We start from the raw sequence: 23432 nt of genomic DNA on the forward strand, positions 1-23432 counted from the left end.
ATTCGCCGCTTTTCTCTAATCTAAAACTCATGAGGTATAATTGATTACATTAAAAAATGTACAAAACCGCATTTATTGAGAACGAAAATTAGATTCGGAAAATGATATTCAGTGATTTAGAGCAGGGAATTTCTCTATTTTACGAATTAATTGTTAATTAATGTTGTTTTTTTAGGCAAGGCTACGGTTATTTCTTGCGCCTTTGAGTCCTCAGCACTAGACTAGTCGCCTATTTTTTTAGATTGAAGTTAATACAATGCGTGTTTCTGATTTTACTTTTGAATTACCCGAAGAATTAATTGCCCATTATCCTCAAGCCCAGCGAAGCGCATGCAAATTGCTAAATCTTGACGGCCCAACGGGGCAGCTAACGCATGGTGTTTTTACAGATATTCTTGAGAAACTGAATCCCGGCGACTTATTAGTGTTTAACAACACTCGCGTCATTCCTGCTAGGTTGTTTGGCCGTAAAGCAAGTGGCGGTAAAATTGAAGTTCTTGTTGAGAGAATGCTGGATGAACATCGTGTACTCGCGCATATCAGAGCCTCTAAAGCACCAAAAGAAGGCGCAGAGCTAATTCTCGGTGAAGACGAAAGCGTGAATGCAACAATGGTTGCTCGTCATGGAGCACTATTTGAATTGCAGTTTGAAGATGACCGCGATGTCCTCACCATACTCAATCAAATCGGTCATATGCCATTACCGCCTTATATCGACCGCCCTGATGAAGAGTCCGATAAAGAACTCTATCAAACAGTTTATAGTCAACGCCCTGGCGCAGTAGCCGCACCAACAGCCGGTCTACACTTTGATGAACCTTTGCTTGAAGCTCTACGTGCAAAGGGTATCGAAATGGCTTTCGTCACGCTACATGTTGGTGCTGGTACATTCCAACCTGTCCGCGTTGATACTATCGAAGATCATGTGATGCATTCCGAATATGCTGAAGTACCACAAGATGTGGTTGATGCAGTGTTGGCTTGTAAAGCGCGTGGAAATCGTGTTGTTGCAGTTGGAACCACCTCAGTACGTTCACTTGAAAGTGCCGCTAAAGCTAGTCAAAATGCATTGATTGCTCCCTTTTTTGATGATACCCAAATCTTTATTTTCCCCGGATTCGAATATCAAATCGTTGATATTTTGATTACCAATTTTCATTTGCCGGAATCGACATTGATCATGTTAGTTTCTGCATTTGCAGGATACCAAAATACCATGCAAGCCTATAAAGAAGCCGTAGCACAGAAGTATCGCTTCTTTAGTTATGGTGATGCGATGTACATCACCCGTAATCCGCTAGCGCGTTTAGAGCAAGTTGGAGAGTAGTTGTTATTCGATAGGCAGTAGCATTGCTGCTTGCTTATTATCGTTAATATCAGCATCAGACTGTTTTTCTGATGCTAGGAGAAGCAAACGTGAAATATGAATTACAAACCACTGACGGTAAAGCACGTCGTGGTCGTTTAGTTTTTGAGCGTGGAGTTGTTGAAACGCCAGCATTTATGCCAGTGGGTACTTATGGTACAGTCAAGGGAATGACACCTGAGGAAGTGAAAGAAACGGGTGCGCAAATCCTTTTAGGTAACACCTTCCACTTATGGTTGCGTCCAGGGCAAGAGATCATGAAATTACATGGTGATTTGCATGATTTTATGCAATGGCATGGGCCAATTCTGACTGACTCAGGTGGGTTCCAAGTATTTAGCCTCGGCGCGATGCGTAAAATTAAAGAGGAAGGTGTTCACTTCCGAAATCCAATTAATGGTGAAAAAGTCTTTTTAAGTCCCGAAAAATCGATGGAGATTCAGAACGATCTGGGTTCTGATATCGTGATGATTTTTGATGAATGCACGCCATATCCTGCTGATTGGGATTACGCCAAGACTTCAATGGAAATGTCTTTGCGTTGGGCTCAGCGTAGCCGCCAACGTTTTGATGAATTAAACAACAAAAACGCATTATTTGGCATCATTCAAGGTAGTGTTTACGAAGATTTACGTGATATTTCTGTTAAGGGACTGGTGGAAATTGGCTTTGATGGGTACGCTGTAGGCGGTCTTGCAGTTGGTGAACCAAAACCAGACATGCACCGTATTTTAGAGCACGTGTGTCCACAAATTCCTGCCGATAAACCACGTTATTTAATGGGCGTGGGCAAACCAGAGGATCTGGTTGAAGGTGTGCGTCGCGGTATTGATATGTTCGATTGTGTGATGCCAACTCGAAATGCACGAAATGGTCATTTATTTGTCACAAATGGCGTGGTAAAAATTCGCAATGCGAAGTATAAATCTGATACTTCAACACTCGATCCTGAATGTGATTGCTATACCTGCCGTCATTATAGCCGAGCCTATTTACATCATCTCGATCGTTGTAATGAAATTCTGGGGGCAAGACTAAATACCATTCATAATTTACGTTATTATCAGCGCTTGATGGCAGGTATTCGTCAGGCGATCGAAGAAGGTAACTTCGAAGAATTCGCTCAAGATTTTTACCAGAAGATTGGGAAAACCCAACCTTCGTTAAATATGGAATGAATTTAAGTGCGAAATTGGGCTAACCTGTGTAGCATAGCAGGCTTGGCTGTACTTATGTTTTAAATTGCTTTCAATAACAATGAGGAAAGTTGAATGAGTTTTTTTATTTCTGAAGCAGCGGCATCCGCAGGCGGTCAAGCACAGGGCAGCCCGTACACGATGGTCATCATGCTCGTCGTTTTTGCCCTGATCTTCTACTTCATGATCCTGCGTCCACAGCAAAAACGTGCTAAAGAGCATCGTAAACTGATGGAATCAATTTCTAAAGGTGATGAAGTTTTAACTACAGGCGGTTTGATCGGACGTGTGAGCAAGGTTTCTGAGACTGGTTATGTTGTTCTTGAACTGAGCGAAACAACTGAAGTAACTATCAAACGTGATTTTGTTGCTGCCGTTTTACCTAAAGGCACAATGAAAGCTATTTAATTTCTGATTTTCCCGAAGGGAACTGCCGTGCTAAACCGTTATCCTTTGTGGAAGTACCTGATGCTGATCGCTGCGATCCTCATCGGCCTGCTTTATGCACTTCCAAACCTATATGGTGAGGATCCGGCTGTTCAGATCACTGGCGCGCGGGGAACCGCCGCCAATGAACAAACGCTGATCCAAGTCCAAAAAACGTTAGAAAAAGACAATATACAGAGTAAATCAATCGCTCTGGAAAATGGGGCTGTACTTGCCCGATTCAACAACTCTGATGTTCAGCTGCTTGCCCGTGAAGCACTCGTTAGCGGACTGGGCGATCAATATGTTGTTGCACTTAACCTTGCACCTGCGACACCTAAGTGGCTAGAAGCTGTTGGCGGTGAGCCAATGAAGCTTGGCCTTGACTTACGTGGTGGGGTTCACTTCCTTATGGAAGTTGATATGGACACTGCATTAGGCAAATTGCAGGAACAAAACATGGACGGTATACGTAATGACTTGCGTGAAGCAGGAATTGCGTACTCTTCTATCCGTAAAGGCGATAACTATAGTGTTGAAGTGCGTTTTCGTAACGCTGACGACCGTAGTCAAGCAGAGAAAATACTGGCTCGTAAATTCCAAGACCTTGTATTCTCCGATGGTAGTAACAATACCATGATTGCCGTTATGACGGATGAGCGTCTACGTGAGGCTCGTAACTATGCCGTAGCTCAAAACATTACTATTATTCGTAACCGTGTAAACCAGTTAGGTGTTGCAGAACCTTTAGTTCAACGCCAAGGTGCGGACCGTATTGTTGTTGAGTTACCAGGTATTCAAGATACTGCGCGCGCGAAAGAAATTTTAGGCGCAACAGCAACACTGGAATTCCGTTTAGTCAACTCAGGCATAGACAGCTCTGCTGCTGAAAGTGGCCGTGTTCCTGGTGATTCAGAAGTTAAATATGATCGTAATGGTGTGCCTTATGTACTCTATAAACGCGTTGTTTTAACGGGGGATCATATTACTGATTCGTCATCCGGCGGCGATGAAAATGGTGCACCACAAGTTAGTATTAGCCTCGACAATGCTGGTGGCTCTATCATGTCTGACTTTACTCGTGATAATCAGGGTAAACTCATGGCAACACTGTTTGTTGAATATAAAGACAGTGGCAAGAAAGATGCCGAAGGTCGTTCAATCTTGGTGAAAGACGAAAAAGTTATCAACGCCGCAAATATTTCTGCACGCTTTGGTAGCCAATTCCGAATCACAGGTATCAATGATCCGAATGAAGCTCGTCAGCTATCATTACTGCTGCGCGCGGGTGCGTTGATTGCACCAATCCAAATCGTTGAAGAGCGTACCATTGGTCCAACTCTTGGTTTGCAAAATATCGAACAAGGTCTGAAAGCCTGTTTAGCTGGTTTGTTTGCATCAATCCTATTTATGATTATTTATTATCGTAAATTTGGTTTGATAGCCAGTACAGCGCTGATGGCAAACTTGGTTATGATTGTGGGTGTAATGTCGCTTCTACCAGGAGCAACACTGACCATGCCGGGTATTGCGGGTATCGTTCTAACCCTGGCAGTTGCAGTCGATGCTAACGTTCTGATAAATGAGCGTATCAAAGAAGAGCTTCGCAATGGGCGCTCCGTCCAGCAAGCGATTCATGAAGGCTATAAAGGTGCCTTCTCAAGTATTATCGACGCAAACCTGACAACACTTATCACTGCAATTATTCTGTATGCAGTGGGTACAGGGTCAATCAAAGGCTTTGCAATTACGACAGCTATAGGTGTCGCAACCTCTATGTTTACAGCTATTATAGGAACACGTGCCATTGTGAACCTATTGTACGGCGGTAAACGTGTTAAAAAGCTGTCAATTTAAGGAGCACGTTGTGGCACAGGATTATACTGTTGAACAATTGAACTATGGCCGTAAAGTCTATGACTTTATGCGCTGGGACAACGTTGCCTTTGGTATTTCTATCGTATTACTTATCGCCTCTATTGCGATTATTGGCGTTAAAGGGTTCAACTGGGGACTTGATTTCACCGGTGGTACCGTCGTAGAAATCAACCTAAGCCAGCCTGCTGATTTGGATAAAATTCGAGAAAGTCTTTCAAACGCCGATCACAAAGACCCTCTTATCCAAAACTTTGGTAGCACCCGTGACATCATGATCCGTTTACCTCCTGCTGAAGGGGTTGCAGGTCAGGAAGTGGGTAAAGATCTAATTAGCATTATCAATAAAAATGTTGATGATAAAGCGACGGTTAAACGTATTGAGTTTGTTGGACCGAGTGTTGGTGCTGAACTTGCTCAAACGGGTGCTCTGGCATTGTTAGCAGCGCTTATCTGTATTCTATTTTATGTTGGTTTCCGTTTTGAATGGCGTTTGGCAGCGGGTGCTGTATTGGCTCTTGCGCATGACGTGGTCATTACGTTAGGTATCTTATCTCTTTTTCATATTGAGATAGATATGACCATTGTGGCATCCTTGATGTCCGTTATTGGTTACTCACTGAACGACAGTATCGTAGTATCTGACCGTATTCGTGAGAACTTCCGTAAGATCCGCCGTGGTACGCCATATGAAATTATGAACGTCTCTTTAACCCAGACGTTGAGCCGTACGATTATGACATCAGCAACGACCTTATTGGTTGTTCTGATGCTGTACATCTTCGGTGGTGCGATGCTAGAAGGATTCTCACTCGTTATGTTAATCGGTGTGACCATTGGTACAATTTCATCTATCTATGTTGCTTCTGCTTTGGCACTGAAGATGGGAATGAGACGCGAGCATTTGATTCCGGTTAAAGTTGAGAAGGAAGGGGCTGACCAAGATTCATTACTGCCTTAATTGTGTATTACTAAGGTCGTATCACTTAGGTGATTGAATAAAGCCAATATCTTTACAACTCGGAGTATGACGAGTATTAAATTAAACACCCTGCAGGGAGACCGCGCAGGGTGTTTTTCATTGCGGTCTGAGTTACACTGTTTACCCGAAATAAGAATCAGGAAACACTATGCATTGCCCATTTTGCTCAGCTGTAGATACGAAAGTAATTGACTCGCGTCTGGTTGGAGAAGGCTCTCAAGTCCGCAGACGACGCCAATGTCTAGTTTGCCATGAACGCTTCACCACCTTTGAAGTGGCGGAACTTGTTATGCCACGGGTAATCAAAAGTGATGAAGTACGTGAACCATTCGATGAAGAAAAGCTTAGGCGCGGTATGCAAAAGGCTCTAGAAAAACGCCCTGTTAGCGCTGATGATATCGAACAAGCAATTATTTCTATCAAGTCACAATTGCGTGCAACAGGGGAAAGGGAAATTCCGTCTAAACTGATTGGTAATTTTGTGATGGATGAACTGAAAAAATTGGATAAAGTTGCCTATATTCGTTTTGCATCAGTATACCGTAGCTTCGAAGACGTGCGCGAGTTTGGTGAAGAGATAGCGAAATTACAGGATTAATAAGATGACTGAACAAGACCGTATTTATATGTCTCGGGCGCTTGAGCTTGCCCAGATAGGCTGTTTTACGACTTCACCAAATCCTAATGTTGGCTGTGTTATCGTGCGTGATGGCGAAATTGTTGGTGAAGGCTATCATCAAAAAGCGGGTGAGCCACATGCTGAAGTCCACGCGTTACGTATGGCAGGCGAAAAAGCTACAGGTGCTACAGCTTATGTTACCTTAGAACCTTGTAGTCATCATGGCCGAACGCCACCTTGTGCTGAAGCATTAATTAATGCGGGTGTAAGCCGTGTTGTTGCCGCAATGCAAGATCCAAATCCAGAGGTTGCTGGTCGTGGTTTGTACATGCTTTCTAAGGCGGGAATTGAGACTGAAACTGGCGTTTTAATGGATCAAGCTGAGGCATTAAATCGTGGGTTTTTAAAGCGTATGCGTACGGCATTTCCTTATATCCAACTGAAACTAGCTGCTTCTCTTGATGGCAAAACAGCATTAGAGTCAGGTGAAAGTAAATGGATTACTTCTGCCGCAGCCAGAAGAGATGTACAGGTGTTGCGTGCGCAAGCAAGTGCTATATTAAGTACTAGTAGCACAGTGCTTGTAGATAACCCATCACTGACTGTACGTTGGAGTGAGTTACCTGATGATGTACAAGCCATCTATCCAGAAGAAACATTGCGACAGCCGATTCGTATCGTGTTAGATAATCATAATAAAGTAACGGCTGACCACAAAGTGACTCAATTGGCGGGGGAATGTTGGTTAATTCGCCCTAAACCTGATTCTGAGGCTATTTGGCAAGGGCAAGTTGAGCAAATTCCTATTTTAGCCGATGATAATGGTATCGATTTAGTTATTCTTATGATGCAATTGGCAAAACGTAATGTTAATAGTATATGGGTTGAAGCAGGACCCAAACTTGCCGGCTCTTTGCTAAAGTTGGGCTTAGTTGATGAACTTATTGTTTATATTGCCCCTAAATTATTAGGGGATAGTGCACGAGGTTTAGTGAATCTACCAGCACTTACTCAGTTATCAGATGCCCCTAAATTTGAATTTACGGATGCGCAAAAAGTTGGTGATGACTTGCGTGTTCGGTTACGTCCTGTGTGGTAATAGGTTTTTTTATAGTTTTGCTGAAATTCAACCACGCGGTTAATGAAAGAATGTGATAAAATCCGCGCCCCGCGGATTATAATTAATATTAAAGGAAGGCTATGAACGTAATTAAAGGTGTTGTTGCTGCGCCACAAGCGCGCATCGTTATTGCAATCGCTCGTTTTAACAACTTTATTAATGATAGTCTGCTGGATGGTGCTGTTGATGCTTTAGAGCGTATCGGCCAAGTGTCTCAAGACAACATTACTGTTGTGTGGGTTCCTGGTGCTTATGAGCTGCCATTAACAGTTAAAGCATTAGCTGAAACGAAAAAATATGATGCTGTGATTGCATTAGGTACAGTTATTCGTGGCGGAACTGCCCATTTCGAATTTGTAGCTGGCGAATGTAGCTCTGGTCTTGCTCATGTTGCATTGAATAGTGATATACCTGTCACGTTTGGTGTTCTGACAACTGAAAACATTGAGCAAGCAATTGAACGTGCTGGTACTAAAGCTGGCAACAAAGGCGCTGAAGCCGCATTAACTGCATTAGAAATGATTAATGTACTTAAGGCTATAAAAGGCTGATTTAGTTTTTTTTATTTAAGGGGAATCTTGTGAAACCTGCTGCTCGTCGTCGCGCTCGTGAGTGTGCTGTACAGGCCATCTATTCATGGCAATTATCCGGTAATAATATTTCCGATGTGGAATATGAATTTATTGCTGAACAAGACATGTCTGATGTTGATATAACTTACTTTCGTGAACTGTTGTCAGGGGTGGCTAATAATGCGATCAAACTTGATCAACAAATGTCACCTTTCTTATCTCGCCAGCTAGAAGAATTAGGGCAAGTAGAGAAAGCAATTTTACGTGTATCTATGTATGAACTTAGCTATCGTCAGGATGTACCTTACAAGGTAGCGATTAACGAAGGTATTGAACTGGCCAAAGTTTTTGGTGCAGAAGATAGCCATAAATTTGTTAATGGTGTTCTTGATAAGGCAGCACCGGCAGTTCGTCGTAAAAAATAAGAAATTGTTCAGGGTTCCCTCCTGTAATACTACAGTAGTAATGAGATAGGCTGGGTTCCGGCCTATCTTTGTATTCATATGTTTATTTTTTAGCGGTAATGCTATTAATTAGGCATAGCGAAAATGGAAAATCTACCATGTCATATGGCGAATTTGACCTCATCGCACGTTACTTTAATCGTCAACTAACCAATCGACGTGATGTGAATATCGGTATTGGTGACGACTGTGCGTTGATGACTATCCCGGAAAAACAGCAGCTTGCAGTGAGCACTGATACACTGGTTTCCGGTATTCATTTCCTTCCAGAGATTTCTCCAGCAGATCTTGCTTACAAATCATTGGCTTCTAATCTAAGCGATCTTGCTGCTATGGGGGCTGATCCTGCATGGGTTTCTCTTGCTATCACATTACCTCATATTGATCCTGATTGGCTTCAGCAATTTAGTGACAGCTTATTTGAACAAATCAATTATTACGGCATGCAGTTGATTGGTGGTGATACAACTCGTGGGCCTATGAGCCTAACCTATACTGTGCACGGTTTAATTCCAGTTGGGAAAGCTTTATCACGCTCAGGTGCTCGTAATGGTGATTGGATTTACGTAACAGGAACGCTTGGTGATAGTGCTGCGGGTTTAGCACTATTACAGGGTAAATTAATCTCTGTAGATGAAAAACAAAAAGCATGGTTAATTGGTCGGCACTTACGCCCTCAGCCTAGGATTTTACAAGGACAAGCGCTACGCAATTTAGCTTCTTCAGCAATCGATATTTCAGATGGATTAATTTCAGATCTCAATCATATACTCAAAGCGAGTGGTTGTGGTGCGCGTATCAATCTTGATGCTTTACCATTGTCTAATGAACTGCAACAAAACTGCTCAGTAGAACAAGCACGCGTTTGGTCTCTTAGTGGTGGGGAAGATTATGAGCTCTGCTTTACGATCCCTGAAATAAATCGCGGCGCATTAGAAATGGCGCTAGCGCATACTGGAGCAAGTTTTACTTGCATCGGGCAGATCAAACCCCAATCTGAGGGGATAAGTTATTATTGCGACAATCAGGTAGTAGATGTTGCATTAAAAGGTTTTGATCATTTTGTTCTGGAAGCAACTAACGGATAAACCCATTTAATTTTTAATAATCGAACCCGTGCCAATAATTTGCCACGGGTTTTTTTTATTGAACTTAATTATTGATCTTTTTACTCAAGTAAAAATTTTTTAATAGTGATGAAAATCAAAGATATTATTTATATTTTTACCTGAAGAGTGAATTGAGATAATTATTAAGTAATACAACAAGTTACCTATTCATGTGTTTAGCATTTTGTTGAAAAGGATGTGCTCTAATTTATTGAATTATAATAACTAATTATTGCCATTATATAAAAGAAAAGCTGCCAAAAGGCAGCTAAAATATAAAGAGGCGTTATATCCCATAAAATAAGAGATATTAGTGTCAATATTGACAAAAATTAATTTGAGGGTAATTAGGTATTAAAAATATACTGAACTTTATTTGAGATAAAAGCAAGATCCTTTTTAAATAAATTTAATTGAAATTGATCTTGTACACTTTTCCAGAATGGATACTGTAAAAGCAGTGATTAGTTTAAATGGATTTGAATTTTAAGTGTTTAAAAACAATACATTATGCGTATTATGTTTTTTGTCAGATAGAAGATGCACGATCAGGCATTGTTTATCGTAACAATGCCTGTTTTGTTTGGATTAATTATTTTTTTTGATACTGTTCGATAGCATCGATTATGCCTTCACTATCTAGCCCTAAATCGCTGATCAGCTCTTCTTGACTACCTTGTGAAATGAAGAAATCAGGTAATCCAAGGTTTAATATCGGTATAATTTTTCGCTCATGCATTAGGAATTCATTGATGCCACTTCCTGCCCCCCCCATGATCGCATTTTCTTCTAGTGTTACTAATAATTCATGGCTATTTGCCATTTCGAGAATTAATGCTTCATCTAAAGGCTTAACAAAACGCATGTCGACAACCGTTGCATTGAGCTTTTCTGCTGCAATGAGCGCGTGGCTAAGCAATGTGCCGAAGCAAAGTATCGCAATTTTCTCGCCTTGACGGCGAACAATACCTTTACCAATAGGTAAAGAAGCAAGCGGTTGTAGCTCTGCGCCAGTTCCAGTTCCACGAGGATAACGAACTGCACACGGCCCTTCTTTATATTGGTAACCGGTATGTAGCATTTGGCGACACTCATTTTCATCACTTGGCGTCATGATAACGAGGGTAGGAATGCAACGCAGGAAGGATAAATCGAATGATCCTTGGTGAGTTTGACCATCAGCACCGACAATACCAGCACGATCAATCGCAAATAGTACAGGGACTTTTTGGATAGCAACATCGTGGATCACTTGGTCATAACCACGTTGCAAGAAAGTTGAATAGATAGCAACAACAGGGTTATAGCCCCCGATTGCCAAGCCTGCTGCAAAAGTCACCGCATGTTGTTCTGCAATAGCAACATCAAAGTATTGTTTAGGGTACTCTTTTGAGAAACGAACCATACCCGAGCCTTCACGCATTGCTGGTGTGATAGCCATCAGTTTGTCATCATTCTCGGCTTCATCGCACAACCAATCCCCAAATATCTTAGAAAACGTTGGTCCGCTTTCTTTGCTTTTAGGTAATGTGAATGTGCTTGGATCGAATTTAGGTACCGCATGCCAGCTGATAGGATCTTTTTCGGCAGGTTCATAACCACGACCTTTTTTAGTCATGATATGTAAGAATTGAGGACCTTTAAGATCACGCATATTTTTCAGCGTTTGCACTAAGGCTATGACATCATGCCCATCAACAGGGCCAATATAGTTAAAGCCTAATTCTTCAAACATAGTGCCAGGAACAACCATACCTTTAATATGTTCTTCAGTTTTCTTTAGCAGCTCTTTGATTGGCGGTAGGTTAGAAAAAACTTTTTTACCACCTTCACGTAATGTGGTGTACAGCTTGCCAGATAGTAGGTGTGCAAGATGGTTATTAAGTGCACCCACGTTCTCAGAAATAGACATTTCGTTGTCATTGAGAATAACTAACATGTCAGGCGCAACGTCACCAGCGTGATTCATTGCTTCAAATGCCATGCCCGCAGTAATTGCACCATCACCAATAATACAGGCAGTTTTACGGTTTTTATCTTCTTTTTCTGCGGCAATTGCCATACCTAAGCCAGCACTGATTGAAGTTGAAGAGTGACCGACACTCAGCACATCATACTCACTTTCTGCACGCCATGGAAAAGGGTGTAACCCATTTTTCTGACGAATAGTATCGATACGGTCTCTGCGGCCGGTCAGAATTTTATGGGGGTAGGCTTGATGTCCAACATCCCAAACAAGGTTATCGAAAGGAGTTTTATAGACATAATGCAATGCAACGGTGAGTTCAATGGCGCCTAAACCAGAGGCAAAGTGACCGCTAGATCGACCAACACTATTTAATAAAAATTGTCTGAGTTCATCACACAATTTAGGCAAGCTTTCTTTAGGCAGCAGACGTAACTCATCTGGTGTTTCTGCCAGCGCTAGTGTTGGATATTTAGCGATATCAATACTCATTAGAGGGCCCACGACTATTTATAATTGTTAATAAGGTAATAGCGCTGATCAATATCAGCGATTGGATTAGCTATTATGCCACTTTTATTATCAGTCGTCTGAATAGAAAGCGGCATTGCATGTTATTAGCTTTTGCGTTCAATAATGAAATTAGCTAGGGCTATTAAGGTTTGTGTATTATAGCCTTGTGCCTCAATAGTTTTTAAGGCATCTAATGCATTATAATACAGTTCACGGGCTTTTTCTTGAGCCGCTTCAAGCCCGAGTAAAGATGGATAAGTACTTTTTTCATGCTCAGCATCAGCTCCCTGGCGTTTGCCAGTCACTTCACTGTCACCAATCACATCTAAAATATCGTCTTGTACCTGAAATGCAAGGCCGATGGATTCAGCGTATTTATCTAAAGCTGGTAATATTTGGCGACCTTTATCTCCAGCAGCATAAGCGCCCATACGAATGGCTGCACGTATTAATGCGCCCGTTTTATGCTGATGAATTCGCTCAAGAGCAGTAAGATCGATTCGCCGACCTTCTGCATCAAGATCTAATGCTTGTCCGCCACACATACCTGCTAAACCGCTCGCATAAGCAAGTTCTGATAACATGGCAATTCTATTTTTATCTGTAACATCGGGCATCGCACCAGATGAAAGCAATTGGAATGCTAAGGTCTGTAATGCATCACCGGCTAAAACCGCATTGCCTTCACCGAACTTAATATGGCAAGTCGGTTGTCCACGACGTAAATCATCATCATCCATGGCAGGAAGATCATCATGAATCAATGAGTAGGCATGAATACACTCAACAGCAGCTGCTGGGGCATCTAGATTATCTTGCTTCACACCAAGCATTGTACCTACAGTATAGGTTAAAAATGGGCGTAAGCGTTTACCGCCAAGCAATGCACCATGTTTCATTGTTGCAGCGAGAGGTAGATCTGAAAAAGGGAGTGCATCTAAGGCGCTTAATATATATTGGTTAACACGCTCATGTGCTTGTTGCTGCTGTAATGTGAAGCTATCAATGTGTTGTTCAGACATAATTTATTCGATATCAGGTGAAAAATTATCAAGGGCTTTATTTTCATCATCACTAAGTAAGATTTGAACGCGTTGTTCGGCTTGTTGAAGGACTTTTTGTCCTTCTTTAGCGATTTTAATACCACGCTCAAACTCATTGAGTGCATCTTCAAGTGGTAGCGAGCCAGACTCAAGACGAGAAACAATTTCCTCAAGTTCTTTAAGTGAATTTTCAAAGCTAACTACAGGAGCTTGTTGAGATTTTTCTTTAGCCATCGTTCTTCAACCACAAATGTTAAATCATAGAATTAGGGGGGGTTATTAGTTTAGCAGACTAGCGTAGTCTCGCTGTGGATACAATTTATTATTGGTGTTTTTAGATTCAGCACGCAAGATAGTGCTATAATGCGCCTCTTTATTGACAATTGGTAACCTGTGCGTGTGTCATTTTTAAAATACGTTCGCTTGCCCCTATAATATTAACATGCTGCTATTATGAAGTTTATCATTAAGTTATTCCCAGAAATTACTATCAAAAGCCAGAGCGTTAGGCTGCGTTTTATTAAAATCCTTACCAGCAATATCCGTAATGTACTTAAATCCTCGGGTAAAGAAATCGCGGTTGTCCGTCATTGGGATAACATTGAAGTACGTGTTAAAGGGGAAACAACGCACGACGAAATTTGTGACATGCTAACGCGTATTCCGGGTATTCACCATGTCTTAGAAGTCGAAGATAAACCCTTTACCAACTTACACCACATTTATGAAATGGTGTACGAGTCTTATGCTGCTTCATTGGAAAATAAAACTTTCTGTGTGCGAGTAAAACGTAAAGGGACACATGAATTTACCTCGATTGAAGCTGAGCGTTATATTGGCGGTGGGCTCAATCAGCACATTCCATCTGCAAAAGTAAGACTAAAACAGCCAGATACAACCGTACATTTAGAGATTGAAGATGATAAACTGATCCTCGTTAAAGCTCGTTACGAAGGTATTGGCGGCTTTCCAATCGGTACCCAAGAAGATGTATTATCACTGCTCTCTGGTGGTTTTGACTCGGGCGTTTCCAGCTATATGTTGATGCGTCGTGGTTGCCGTGTTCATTATTGCTTCTTCAATCTAGGCGGTGCTGCCCATGAAATTGGTGTCAAGCAAATTGCACACTACTTGTGGAATCGTTTTGGTAGCTCACATAAAGTTCGCTTTATCGCCGTAAACTTCGAACCTGTTGTAGCTGAAATCCTTGAAAAAGTCGAAGATGGCCAAATGGGAGTCATACTGAAACGTATGATGGTACGTGCAGCGTCTAAAGTTGCCGAGCGTTATGGCGTTCAGGCACTTGTGACCGGAGAAGCATTAGGGCAAGTCTCTAGCCAAACGCTAACTAACTTACGCCTAATTGATAATGTGTCTGATACCTTAGTATTAAGACCACTAATTTCACATGATAAAGAACATATCATCAAATTAGCACGCCAAATTGGTACGGAAGATTTCGCTAAAACTATGCCTGAATATTGTGGTGTGATTTCGAAAAGTCCGACTGTTAAGGCAATTAAAGCTAAAATCGAAGAAGAAGAGGATAACTTTGATTTTAGTATCTTGGATGAAGTCGTAGCACAGGCTCAAAACATTGATATTCGCCAAATTGCACTAGAAAGCCGTGAGCAAGTGGCAGAAGTGGAAATGGTTAGTGAACTTTCGACCGAAAATGAGGTTATCCTAGATATCCGTTCACCAGATGAGCATGAAGATAAGCCATTATCAATTGACAGTATCGAAGTCAAACATATTCCATTTTATCGATTAGCTACGCAATTTGGTGACTTACCAAAAGATAAAACCTATCTATTATATTGTGACCGTGGTGTGATGAGTCGCTTACAAGCGCTTTACTTGCATGAGCAAGGCTTCACTAATGTGAAGGTATATCGCCCGTAAAAGTATTATCCGATAAATTAGAGCCGATACAGTGAATACCGTATCGGCTTTTTTCCTTGAATCAGTAAACTATAAAACTCGCCAAACCATTTATCCTAAAACGGATCCAAATTGGATGATGTGGACGTCCAATGGTGTATTTTCTCTAGACTAACTCTTGATTAAGTAATTGAAATTATTGATTTTATAATCGAATTGTCTGATCAGTGATTGGGCGTTTAATTCAATTCTTATCCACAGTTCAGGTTAATTTTCGAGATAATCATTAATGCCTGGTGGAAGAACCAGCTCTGAGGCTACTTTTGCTGCAATATCTCGACCAGCTAGCAATTCAATAAGCTTTAGGGCGAAATCAAAGCTAGTTGCTGGCCCTTGGCTCGTGAGTAGATTAACGCGTTCATCAAAATAAACCCGCCTATCAACCCATTTATTTTTAGCAATTTGATGTTCTAATGCGGGATACCCTGTCATATTACCAAGAGGAAATAGTTGGTGGTATTCCAATACGACAGCAGGTGCAGCACAGATTGCTGCAACGATTTTACCATCAAGATGCATTCGTCTAACTTTTTCGACTACTAGTGGGCTATCTCTAAAGGTTTCAGCACCTGTAAGCCCTCCAGGGAGGACAATCGCATCGAAAGGTTCATCTGCTACATTAATTAGTGGGATATCTGCAACGATTTTTATTCCTCTTGATGCTTTGATATTCAAAGAGCCGTCTTCAGTTACACTAGCGAGTGTGACATTAATACCCGCTCGAACTAATAAGTCCGCTGTAGTAACGATTTCTATTTCTTCGCTACCATTGGTGATGCATATCAGCACTGAAGCCGTCATTTTGTTCTTCCTGTTGTTTAATTAAGTGGTACAAGCGATCATTTTCTGGCGTATTGAGGCCATATGATCTCGCTTGTTTAATTAGGTACCCTGTAATGTAATCAATCTCAGTACGTCGTTTTTTACGAATATCTTGCAGCATAGAAGAGTAGTTATCTGCGGTACTTTGAATGATGTCATAAATATAGCTGACAAGCAGGGCTTTATCTGTATGCAATCCTTCCATCGCCATGACTTGGCATATTTCATCAATCAGTAGCTGAATTTGTTCTGGATAATCGGTTAACTTACCATTCTTACAATCATAAACAGCCGTAAGGGGATTAATCACACAGTTAACGGCAAGTTTTCGCCAGCAAGTTGCTAAAATTTGGTTATGCCATGCCACATCGGGTAAAGCTTCATGCAGTATATCGGCAATAGGGTAATAGGGTTCAGCAAGTAGATTAGCTGCGCCAATATGGGTTATACCATTAGCAACATGAAAAACTTGGTTGTTATTTTGCCAAGCTCCATGAGTGGTTACACCGAATAAAAAAGGATGACGTAGAGTTCCTAATTCATCGAGTGTTCCCATACCGTTATGAAGTAATAAAATAGGGCTAGTTTCAGGTATATGATGAAGTAAAGGTAGCAACCCCCCAGATACTTGCCAAGCCTTTAAACAGACGATAATGAATTCACTTTGATTTAAATGACTCATGTTATTGCAAGGGAGTAACTCACGAAAAACACTACCATCGGGCTTGTTCACATCAACAAATACGTCAGATTGAGCTACACGTAACCAGCCTTGTGCTTCATGACCTTTTTGAGTTAATGCTGCAAGCCATAATTTCCCAATTGCACCACAACCAATAAGTGTTATTTTCATATTACCCCTCTGAATATAGAGTGATATATACTCTAAATAACCCAAGTTACAAGTAGGTAAAAAGCAAATATATTCTAGATATATCGAAAACGATATGATTCGAATAGTTCGCTTTAGTACCATGCTGGCACTGACAACACTCTATGTAACTTGAAGTATGACGAATATAGACACATGTAAACTCATATTTCCAGTATAGTGCTTTTGCTGTTAATGGAAAGAGGATATCATGCATCACATTGATTATCTGGAGATCTTAACCATGCCATCATTTGATATTGTATCCGAAGTAGAAATGAATGAAGTCCGTAATGCGGTTGAAAATGCCGAACGTGAATTAACCACCCGTTGGGACTTTAAAAATGTGACAGCAAGCTTTGAGCTAAATGATAAAAATGAATCCATCAAAGTAACGAGTGAATCCGATTTTCAGGTACAGCAGCTACTGGATATTTTGCGTGAAAAAATGGCTAAGCGTGGTATTGATGGTGCTGTACTCAATGTTCCTGACGAAGTAGTTCACAGTGGTAAAACCTACAGTGTGGAAGTGACTTTGAAGCAAGGGATTGAAGCTGCAATCGCCAAGAAAATTGTTAAATCAATCAAAGACAGCAAATTGAAAGTTCAAGCACAGATCCAAGGCGAACAAGTTCGTGTGACGGGTAAATCACGTGATGACTTACAATCTGTTATGGCGCTGATGCGTTCGAGTGATCTAGGTCAGCCTTTTCAGTTTAATAACTTCCGCGACTGATTCACTATAGGGCCCGAATTATGAAGGGCCCATTATCTTATTGTTAGTGAGCTTGAATTATAGCTTCAAGCTGCTCCCTTGACGTTACTTTTCTATCTACTTTGATGTAGACACTTTGCTCTTGTGCGATAACGACAACATCCATGACACCCGGTTGATAAGCCAGCTCTTCTTGTAACCGAACTACATTGGTATAGTTATTTGGTAATTCTAATCGAATGCTACTGACATAGGGTGGTTGCTGCATTGTTAAGCTCACGATGAACCAAATGATAGTTAACAATAATCCACCAATAAATACTGCACCAGCACCATCAGTGTCATATAGCCATCCTCCGAGTATCCCGCCGATTGCTACACCGAGGAATTGGCTGGTGGAATAAACACCCATTGCTGTTCCTTTATAACCCGCGGGAGCTTCTTTACTGATAAGCGAAGGTAGGATAGCTTCCATAATGTTAAAGGCGATAAAAAACAGTTGAAGTCCTAAAAATATCACCCATAAATGATTTCCGGATAACCATAAAGTTATTTCCGCCAACGCGAGTAAAATGATACAAAATAGAAACACTTGCTTCATTTTGCGATGTTTTTCAGCGTAGATAATAAAAGGTAGTACAGAGATAAATGCAATCAACATGGTAATGAGATAAGCTTTCCAGTGATCTTTTGCTAGATATCCGGCATTTGCCATGATTAAAGGAAGTGCAACGAAACTAGCCATAAGCAATGTATGTAAGCTTAAAATACCTAAGTTCAATTTAAGTAATTGTGGATGAGTAAGAACCGCACGTAAATTTCCTTTAACGAAGGCAGATTCACGATTAGTGATGTGTTGATTACCATTCGGGACGACAAAGAGCGTTACAATAATTGCACCAGCAGCGAGTAAAGTAATACCCCAAAATAGCCCACTAATTCCAACCCAATGGGTGATAATTGGACCAAGAACTAGTGCAATAGCGAAGGTAATACCGAAGCTTATACCGATAAAAGCCATGGCTTTAGTTCGGTTTTGTTCGCGAGTGAGGTCAGATAATAGAGCCATGACAGCGGCAGAAATTGCTCCTGCTCCTTGTAGTGCTCGACCAATAATGATCCCCCATATCGAATCACTAAGTGCGGCTATTATGCTACCAATAATAAAAATTATCAGTCCAAATACAATTAATGGCTTGCGTCCTATTTTATCAGACATTAAGCCAAACGGAATTTGGAAAATGGCTTGGCTTAATCCATAAATACCAATTGCTACACCGACTAAAAATTCAGTTGAATCTTTAAGTTGTATTCCGTAGCTGGTGATAATGGGTAATACCATAAACATCCCTAGCATTCGTAGGGAAAAAACAGATCCTAACCCCCATGTCGCACGTAATTCGGAGGAGGTCATTTTGTTATCGTTCATAAATACTCGTCATACTTCAAACTGTAGCTACGATGGCTTCATGCACTAACTTTAATCATGTAGTTATCTATGATCCTAAAAATTAGTTTCACTTGCCGCCTTGCTACAACTTTAACTATTTAGAGCATCTATACTCATGACTTTTTAAGTTGTAGCGTATTTTCATAGAGGTAAAAATTTAGTCCATTGAGCCAAATAGCAATGTTAGTTTAATAGCTGAATTATTTGTTTTCTGGTTACAATGGCTTAGAATGTTACTGATTATAATTCCAGTTATGTATTCGCCATACCTTAATTTACATGGTCATTGACTGCGCTCAGTTAGCCGAGTGACATAGTTTATCTATGCTCCGCCACCTATCTTCACTTATCGTCTATATGCAAATCAAATCCAAATTATCTAGAGTATAGAAAGGTATTATCTAGCGATTACAGATAAACAGCAGCTATTTAATCATAAAAGCTATTCAATAGGATAGGTAGATTAGTCAAATAAAAATGGATAATAGCATTGAATACCAAATAAAAACGGCAGGACAAGCCTGCCGTTAGGAGTAACTAGTTAGAAATTACTTAACTAAGGCTATAACAGTATCGTGCGAAACTATAGGATCAACTGACATCATTATGCTTAATGAAGTTATTGCAATGATGGAGAAGACAAATAGTTTTCTAGCCCAAACACGGTCATCATTTTCGGTTTTAAAGCCGGAAATTGCCATACCAAGCCACCAAAGGCTAACTGCTGCACCTACAATTAGATATTTATAACCAGCATATCCGCTGATAGTCAACATCAGTGTTGCGACCATAAATGCTAAAATATACAAGAAAATATGTGTCTTCGCGACAGAGATTCCCTTGATAACGGGTAGAACCGGAATATTAGCTGCTTTATAGTCTTTAAAACGGAAAATTGCGATGGCATATGAGTGAGGCATCTGCCACAAGCTAAATATCAATAACAGGATAAGTGCACCTGTATCAAATTCATTTGTGACTGCGCAGTAACCTATAACAGGTGGAGCTGCGCCAGATAAGCTTCCAATCAATGTGCCATAGACCGATTTACGTTTCATATATAGGCTATAAACACCTACATAAACGATGAAACCAATCACCGCAAGTAGCATTGCTAGAGCATTTGCTGCTACAAGTAGTAGCAGCATGCCAGCAATACCTAATGCAGTGGCGTAAATCAGGCTAACTTTCGGGTCAATCAGCCCTTTAACTAAAGGGCGATTCTTAGTTCTTTCCATGATACGGTCGATATCACGATCGATGTAGTTGTTAAAAACACAACCAGAAGCGACGACCAGTGATACACCCAGCAAAGTCGCAATAAACAGCGGGTAATCGATAGTGCCTTTTGAGGCAAGTAGAAAACCGCCGATCACAGAAATTAAATTTCCGAAAATAATTCCTGGTTTGGTCACTTGCAGGTATTGCTTAAACATATCGGCAACTCTTTAGTCGAGCATCATATTGATGTTCAGGTTGTACATAATCCACAGAGAGCCAATGACAACGATACCGATGATTAGCAAAGTGAAAAGGAATGCAATCAGGTTCCAGCGCTCATCTGATGATGTGTTCATGTGCAAGAAGCAGACTAAGTGTACGAGAATCTGCACAACAGCCATTCCGACAACAGTCCAAAGAATAACAGCTTGGGATGCTGTACCTTCCATAACCATCCAGAAAGGTATTACCGTCAAGATGACTGATAAAATAAAACCAATCGCATAAGTCTTCATGCTACCGTGGCTTGCTCCAGTATGAGCATCTTTTGCGTGACTCATTTAAATTGCCCCCAGAAGATAAACAACGGTAAATACACAGATCCAAACTACGTCTAAGAAGTGCCAGAACAAGCTTAAGCAGTTCAGGCGAGTTTGGTTAACTTCGGTTAAGCCACGGCGTGAGATTTGAATCATCATAATGATAATCCAAACTAGACCACAAGTAACGTGAATACCATGAGTTGCAACCAGAGCAAAGAAGCCAGATAGGAAGCCACTACGGTCAGGTCCGAAGCCTTCTGCAATAAGTTCATGGAACTCATAGACTTCCATGATAACGAAGCCAAGGCCTAATAGGAAAGTCACAAACAGCCAAAGATTGACTGAGGCGATTTTACCTTTATGCATTGCTAGCATAGCGAAGCCATAAGTGATACTACTGAATAACAGTAAGAATGTTTCACCTAAAACGAACTTCAGACTAAAAATGTCTTTACCTTCAGGGCCGCCAGCAGTGCCATCAGCCAGAACAACATAAGTAGCAAATAAAGAGGCAAACAGTATCAGGTCACTCATCAAGTAAACCCAGAAACCAAATACCTTAGTACCACCAGCATCGTGGTGCCCATGCTCTGCATGGGCTGCATTATGATTAGTCATAGTGTTAGTTGACATCGTTCACACCTGCCTTACGTAAGTCTTCAAAGTGCTTATTCTCGATTTCTTCGATTTCAGCCACAGGTACGTAGTAATCAACATCTTCGTCGAAGCTTTTTGCAATCCAAGTAACAATCATGCCACCGAAACCAACGATTGCTAGCCACCAGATGTGCCAAATCATTGCGAAACCAAATATCAAACTGAATGCAGCAATAATCACGCCTGCACCTGTATTTTTTGGCATATGAATTTCTTCATATTCAGTAGGTTGCTTGTGAGCAGTACCTTTTTCTTTCATATCCCACCAAGCATCACGAGTTTGGATGTGTGGTTCGACAGCGAAGTTATAAAAAGGCGGTGGTGAAGAGGTTGCCCACTCAAGAGTACGTCCGCCCCATGGATCTCCCGTTAAATCACGGTTTTCATGGCGATCACGGATACTTACGATGACTTGGACAACTTGACATGCAATACCGATAGCAATCAGCGCAGCACCACATGCAGCCACTACTAGCATTGTGTGGTAAGTTGGGTCAATGTTTTGGCTTATACGACGGGTCATACCCATAAAGCCAAGAACATACAGCGGCATAAATGCAACGAAGAAACCGATGATCCAGAACCAGAAGGCACGAACACCCCATTTTTCGTTCAGAGTGAAGCCGTAAGCTTTCGGGAACCAATAAGTCAGACCAGCGAAACAGCCGAACACAACACCACCAATAATAACGTTATGGAAGTGAGCAATTAAGAACAAGCTGTTGTGTAGAACGAAGTTAGCACCAGGAACAGCAAGAAGAACACCCGTCATACCACCAACAGAGAAGGTGATAATGAATCCGATGGTCCACAGCATTGGCGATTTAAACTCGATACGGCCTTGATACATAGTAAACAGCCAGTTGAAGATCTTAACCCCTGTTGGGATTGCAATAATCATGGTTGCTATACCGAAGAAGGCATTGACGTTCGCACCGGACCCCATCGTAAAGAAGTGGTGAAGCCAAACAATGAACGACATGATAGTAATAACGATTGTTGCCCATACCAGTGAGGTATAGCCGAACAGACGTTTTTTCGAGAACGTTGCTGCAATTTCAGAGAACACTCCGAACACTGGCAGAACAAGAATATACACCTCTGGATGGCCCCAGGCCCAAATCAGGTTGATGTACATCATCATGTTGCCGCCCATATCATTGGTAAAGAAATGGGTGCCCAGATAACGGTCTAATGTCAGCAGTGTGATTGTCACAGTCAGAATAGGGAAGGCTGCGATAATCAAAATATTGGTACAGAAAGCTGCCCAAGTAAATACAGGCATCTTCATCATCGACATACCAGGCGCACGCATGCGAATGATAGTTGCGAAGAAGTTAACACCCGTTAGTAGCGTACCGATACCGGATATTTGGAGACTCCATATCCAATAATCGACCCCGACACCAGGGTTGTACTCCAAGCCGGACAACGGCGGATAAGCTAACCAACCTGTTTGTGCGAATTCACCTACCCCTAAAGATAAGTTAATCAGCACGACACCAACCACGAAGAACCAAAAGCTTAATGAGTTCAAGAATGGGAAGGCAACGTCACGCGCACCGATTTGTAGTGGCACAACAAGGTTCATTAAACCAACAACAAATGGCGTAGCCATGAAGAAAATCATGATAACGCCGTGAGCTGTAAAGATTTGGTCATAGTGATGAGGGTTCAAAAACCCTTCTTGGCCTGCAGAGGCAAGAACCTGCTGACCACGCATCATGATGGCATCCGCAAATCCGCGGAACAACATGACTATCGCTACGATGATATACATAATACCGATTTTTTTATGGTCAACAGTTGTTAACCACTCTTTCCACAACCATTTCCATTTACCGAAGTAACTGATCGCACCCACAAGCGCTAAGCCGCCAATGACGATAGCAATTAGTGTGACAACGATAATAGGTTCATGGAGCGGAACTGCATCCAGTGTTAATTTTCCGAACATGC

The 23432-nt window shown here is 41.4% G+C and carries 22 protein-coding genes; 12 read left to right on the top strand and 10 right to left on the bottom strand.

What is annotated here, in order from left to right:
- The first annotated feature begins 256 nt into the window (after positions 1 to 256).
- The 10 genes from queA to thiL all read left to right on the top strand — a co-directional run bounded on the left by queA (position 257) and on the right by thiL (position 9708).
- Complete coding sequence (gene queA, locus OOA_RS16695) at positions 257 to 1327, top strand: tRNA preQ1(34) S-adenosylmethionine ribosyltransferase-isomerase QueA (protein ID WP_008913346.1); 1071 nt, start codon at positions 257 to 259, stop codon at positions 1325 to 1327.
- An 89-nt stretch (positions 1328 to 1416) separates the two neighbouring features.
- A complete protein-coding gene (gene tgt, locus OOA_RS16700) occupies positions 1417 to 2544 on the top strand; it encodes a tRNA guanosine(34) transglycosylase Tgt (RefSeq protein ID WP_008913347.1) in 1128 nt (375 codons plus the stop codon).
- Positions 2545 to 2637: 93 nt separating this feature from the next.
- Complete coding sequence (gene yajC, locus OOA_RS16705; protein WP_008913348.1) at positions 2638 to 2970, top strand: preprotein translocase subunit YajC; 333 nt, start codon at positions 2638 to 2640, stop codon at positions 2968 to 2970.
- A 27-nt stretch (positions 2971 to 2997) separates the two neighbouring features.
- The gene (gene secD / locus OOA_RS16710) at positions 2998 to 4845 is read left to right on the top strand and encodes a protein translocase subunit SecD (protein WP_008913349.1); all 1848 of its coding nucleotides are present in this window, start codon (positions 2998 to 3000) and stop codon (positions 4843 to 4845) included.
- 10 nt (positions 4846 to 4855) lie between these two features.
- Entirely contained in the window at positions 4856 to 5824 is a 969-nt protein-coding gene (secF, locus tag OOA_RS16715; protein ID WP_008913350.1) for a protein translocase subunit SecF, read from the top strand.
- Between the two features lie 169 nt (positions 5825 to 5993).
- Positions 5994 to 6443 carry a transcriptional regulator NrdR gene (gene nrdR / locus OOA_RS16720; protein ID WP_008913351.1) on the top strand — a complete coding sequence of 150 codons (450 nt, stop codon included), beginning with the start codon at positions 5994 to 5996 and terminating at the stop codon, positions 6441 to 6443.
- A 4-nt stretch (positions 6444 to 6447) separates the two neighbouring features.
- The gene (gene ribD, locus OOA_RS16725; RefSeq protein WP_008913352.1) at positions 6448 to 7563 is read left to right on the top strand and encodes a bifunctional diaminohydroxyphosphoribosylaminopyrimidine deaminase/5-amino-6-(5-phosphoribosylamino)uracil reductase RibD; all 1116 of its coding nucleotides are present in this window, start codon (positions 6448 to 6450) and stop codon (positions 7561 to 7563) included.
- 101 nt (positions 7564 to 7664) lie between these two features.
- Positions 7665 to 8135, top strand: a complete 471-nt coding sequence (ribH, locus tag OOA_RS16730; RefSeq protein WP_008913353.1) for a 6,7-dimethyl-8-ribityllumazine synthase — start codon at positions 7665 to 7667, stop codon at positions 8133 to 8135.
- Between the two features lie 29 nt (positions 8136 to 8164).
- Complete coding sequence (gene nusB / locus OOA_RS16735) at positions 8165 to 8581, top strand: transcription antitermination factor NusB (protein WP_008913354.1); 417 nt, start codon at positions 8165 to 8167, stop codon at positions 8579 to 8581.
- A gap of 137 nt (positions 8582 to 8718) precedes the next feature.
- Positions 8719 to 9708, top strand: coding sequence for a thiamine-phosphate kinase (gene thiL, locus OOA_RS16740; RefSeq protein WP_008913355.1), 990 nt, complete (start codon positions 8719 to 8721; stop codon positions 9706 to 9708).
- Positions 9709 to 10321: 613 nt separating this feature from the next.
- Here the strand turns inward: thiL and dxs are convergent.
- The 3 genes from dxs to xseB all read right to left on the bottom strand — a co-directional run bounded on the left by dxs (position 10322) and on the right by xseB (position 13485).
- On the bottom strand, positions 10322 to 12187 hold the full coding sequence (gene dxs, locus OOA_RS16745) for a 1-deoxy-D-xylulose-5-phosphate synthase (protein ID WP_008913356.1): 1866 nt from the start codon (positions 12185 to 12187) through the stop codon (positions 10322 to 10324).
- A 125-nt stretch (positions 12188 to 12312) separates the two neighbouring features.
- Positions 12313 to 13230, bottom strand: coding sequence for a (2E,6E)-farnesyl diphosphate synthase (gene ispA / locus OOA_RS16750; RefSeq protein WP_008913357.1), 918 nt, complete (start codon positions 13228 to 13230; stop codon positions 12313 to 12315).
- A 3-nt stretch (positions 13231 to 13233) separates the two neighbouring features.
- Complete coding sequence (gene xseB / locus OOA_RS16755; RefSeq protein WP_008913358.1) at positions 13234 to 13485, bottom strand: exodeoxyribonuclease VII small subunit; 252 nt, start codon at positions 13483 to 13485, stop codon at positions 13234 to 13236.
- 219 nt (positions 13486 to 13704) lie between these two features.
- Between xseB and thiI the strand changes: the two genes are divergently transcribed.
- Positions 13705 to 15156, top strand: a complete 1452-nt coding sequence (gene thiI / locus OOA_RS16760; protein ID WP_008913359.1) for a tRNA uracil 4-sulfurtransferase ThiI — start codon at positions 13705 to 13707, stop codon at positions 15154 to 15156.
- Between the two features lie 246 nt (positions 15157 to 15402).
- On the opposite strand, the gene yajL is transcribed toward thiI, so the two are convergent.
- Together yajL and panE are read right to left on the bottom strand one after the other, a co-directional pair.
- On the bottom strand, positions 15403 to 15996 hold the full coding sequence (yajL, locus tag OOA_RS16765; protein ID WP_008913360.1) for a protein deglycase YajL: 594 nt from the start codon (positions 15994 to 15996) through the stop codon (positions 15403 to 15405).
- Positions 15959 to 16870, bottom strand: a complete 912-nt coding sequence (gene panE, locus OOA_RS16770; RefSeq protein WP_008913361.1) for a 2-dehydropantoate 2-reductase — start codon at positions 16868 to 16870, stop codon at positions 15959 to 15961. The genes yajL and panE overlap by 38 nt, the downstream gene beginning before the upstream one ends.
- A 262-nt stretch (positions 16871 to 17132) precedes the next feature.
- On the opposite strand from panE, the gene OOA_RS16775 reads away from it, so the two are divergent.
- The gene (locus OOA_RS16775; protein ID WP_008913362.1) at positions 17133 to 17624 is read left to right on the top strand and encodes a YajQ family cyclic di-GMP-binding protein; all 492 of its coding nucleotides are present in this window, start codon (positions 17133 to 17135) and stop codon (positions 17622 to 17624) included.
- Positions 17625 to 17667: 43 nt separating this feature from the next.
- On the opposite strand, the gene OOA_RS16780 is transcribed toward OOA_RS16775, so the two are convergent.
- From OOA_RS16780 to cyoB, 5 genes are all read right to left on the bottom strand, one after another.
- Positions 17668 to 19032: an MFS transporter gene (locus OOA_RS16780; protein ID WP_008913363.1), complete on the bottom strand. Its 1365-nt coding sequence runs from the start codon at positions 19030 to 19032 to the stop codon at positions 17668 to 17670.
- Positions 19033 to 19601: 569 nt separating this feature from the next.
- Positions 19602 to 20489: a heme o synthase gene (cyoE, locus tag OOA_RS16785; RefSeq protein ID WP_008913364.1), complete on the bottom strand. Its 888-nt coding sequence runs from the start codon at positions 20487 to 20489 to the stop codon at positions 19602 to 19604.
- 12 nt (positions 20490 to 20501) lie between these two features.
- The gene (locus OOA_RS16790; RefSeq protein WP_008913365.1) at positions 20502 to 20834 is read right to left on the bottom strand and encodes a cytochrome o ubiquinol oxidase subunit IV; all 333 of its coding nucleotides are present in this window, start codon (positions 20832 to 20834) and stop codon (positions 20502 to 20504) included.
- On the bottom strand, positions 20835 to 21449 hold the full coding sequence (locus tag OOA_RS16795) for a cytochrome o ubiquinol oxidase subunit III (RefSeq protein ID WP_008913366.1): 615 nt from the start codon (positions 21447 to 21449) through the stop codon (positions 20835 to 20837).
- Positions 21439 to 23430, bottom strand: a complete 1992-nt coding sequence (cyoB, locus tag OOA_RS16800; RefSeq protein WP_008913367.1) for a cytochrome o ubiquinol oxidase subunit I — start codon at positions 23428 to 23430, stop codon at positions 21439 to 21441. Before cyoB ends, OOA_RS16795 begins: the two co-directional genes overlap by 11 nt.
- Positions 23431 to 23432 lie beyond the last annotated feature (2 nt).

Origin of the sequence: Providencia burhodogranariea DSM 19968 (genome assembly GCF_000314855.2) — a bacterium.
In the GTDB taxonomy this organism is placed as follows: Bacteria; Pseudomonadota; Gammaproteobacteria; order Enterobacterales; family Enterobacteriaceae; genus Providencia; species Providencia burhodogranariea.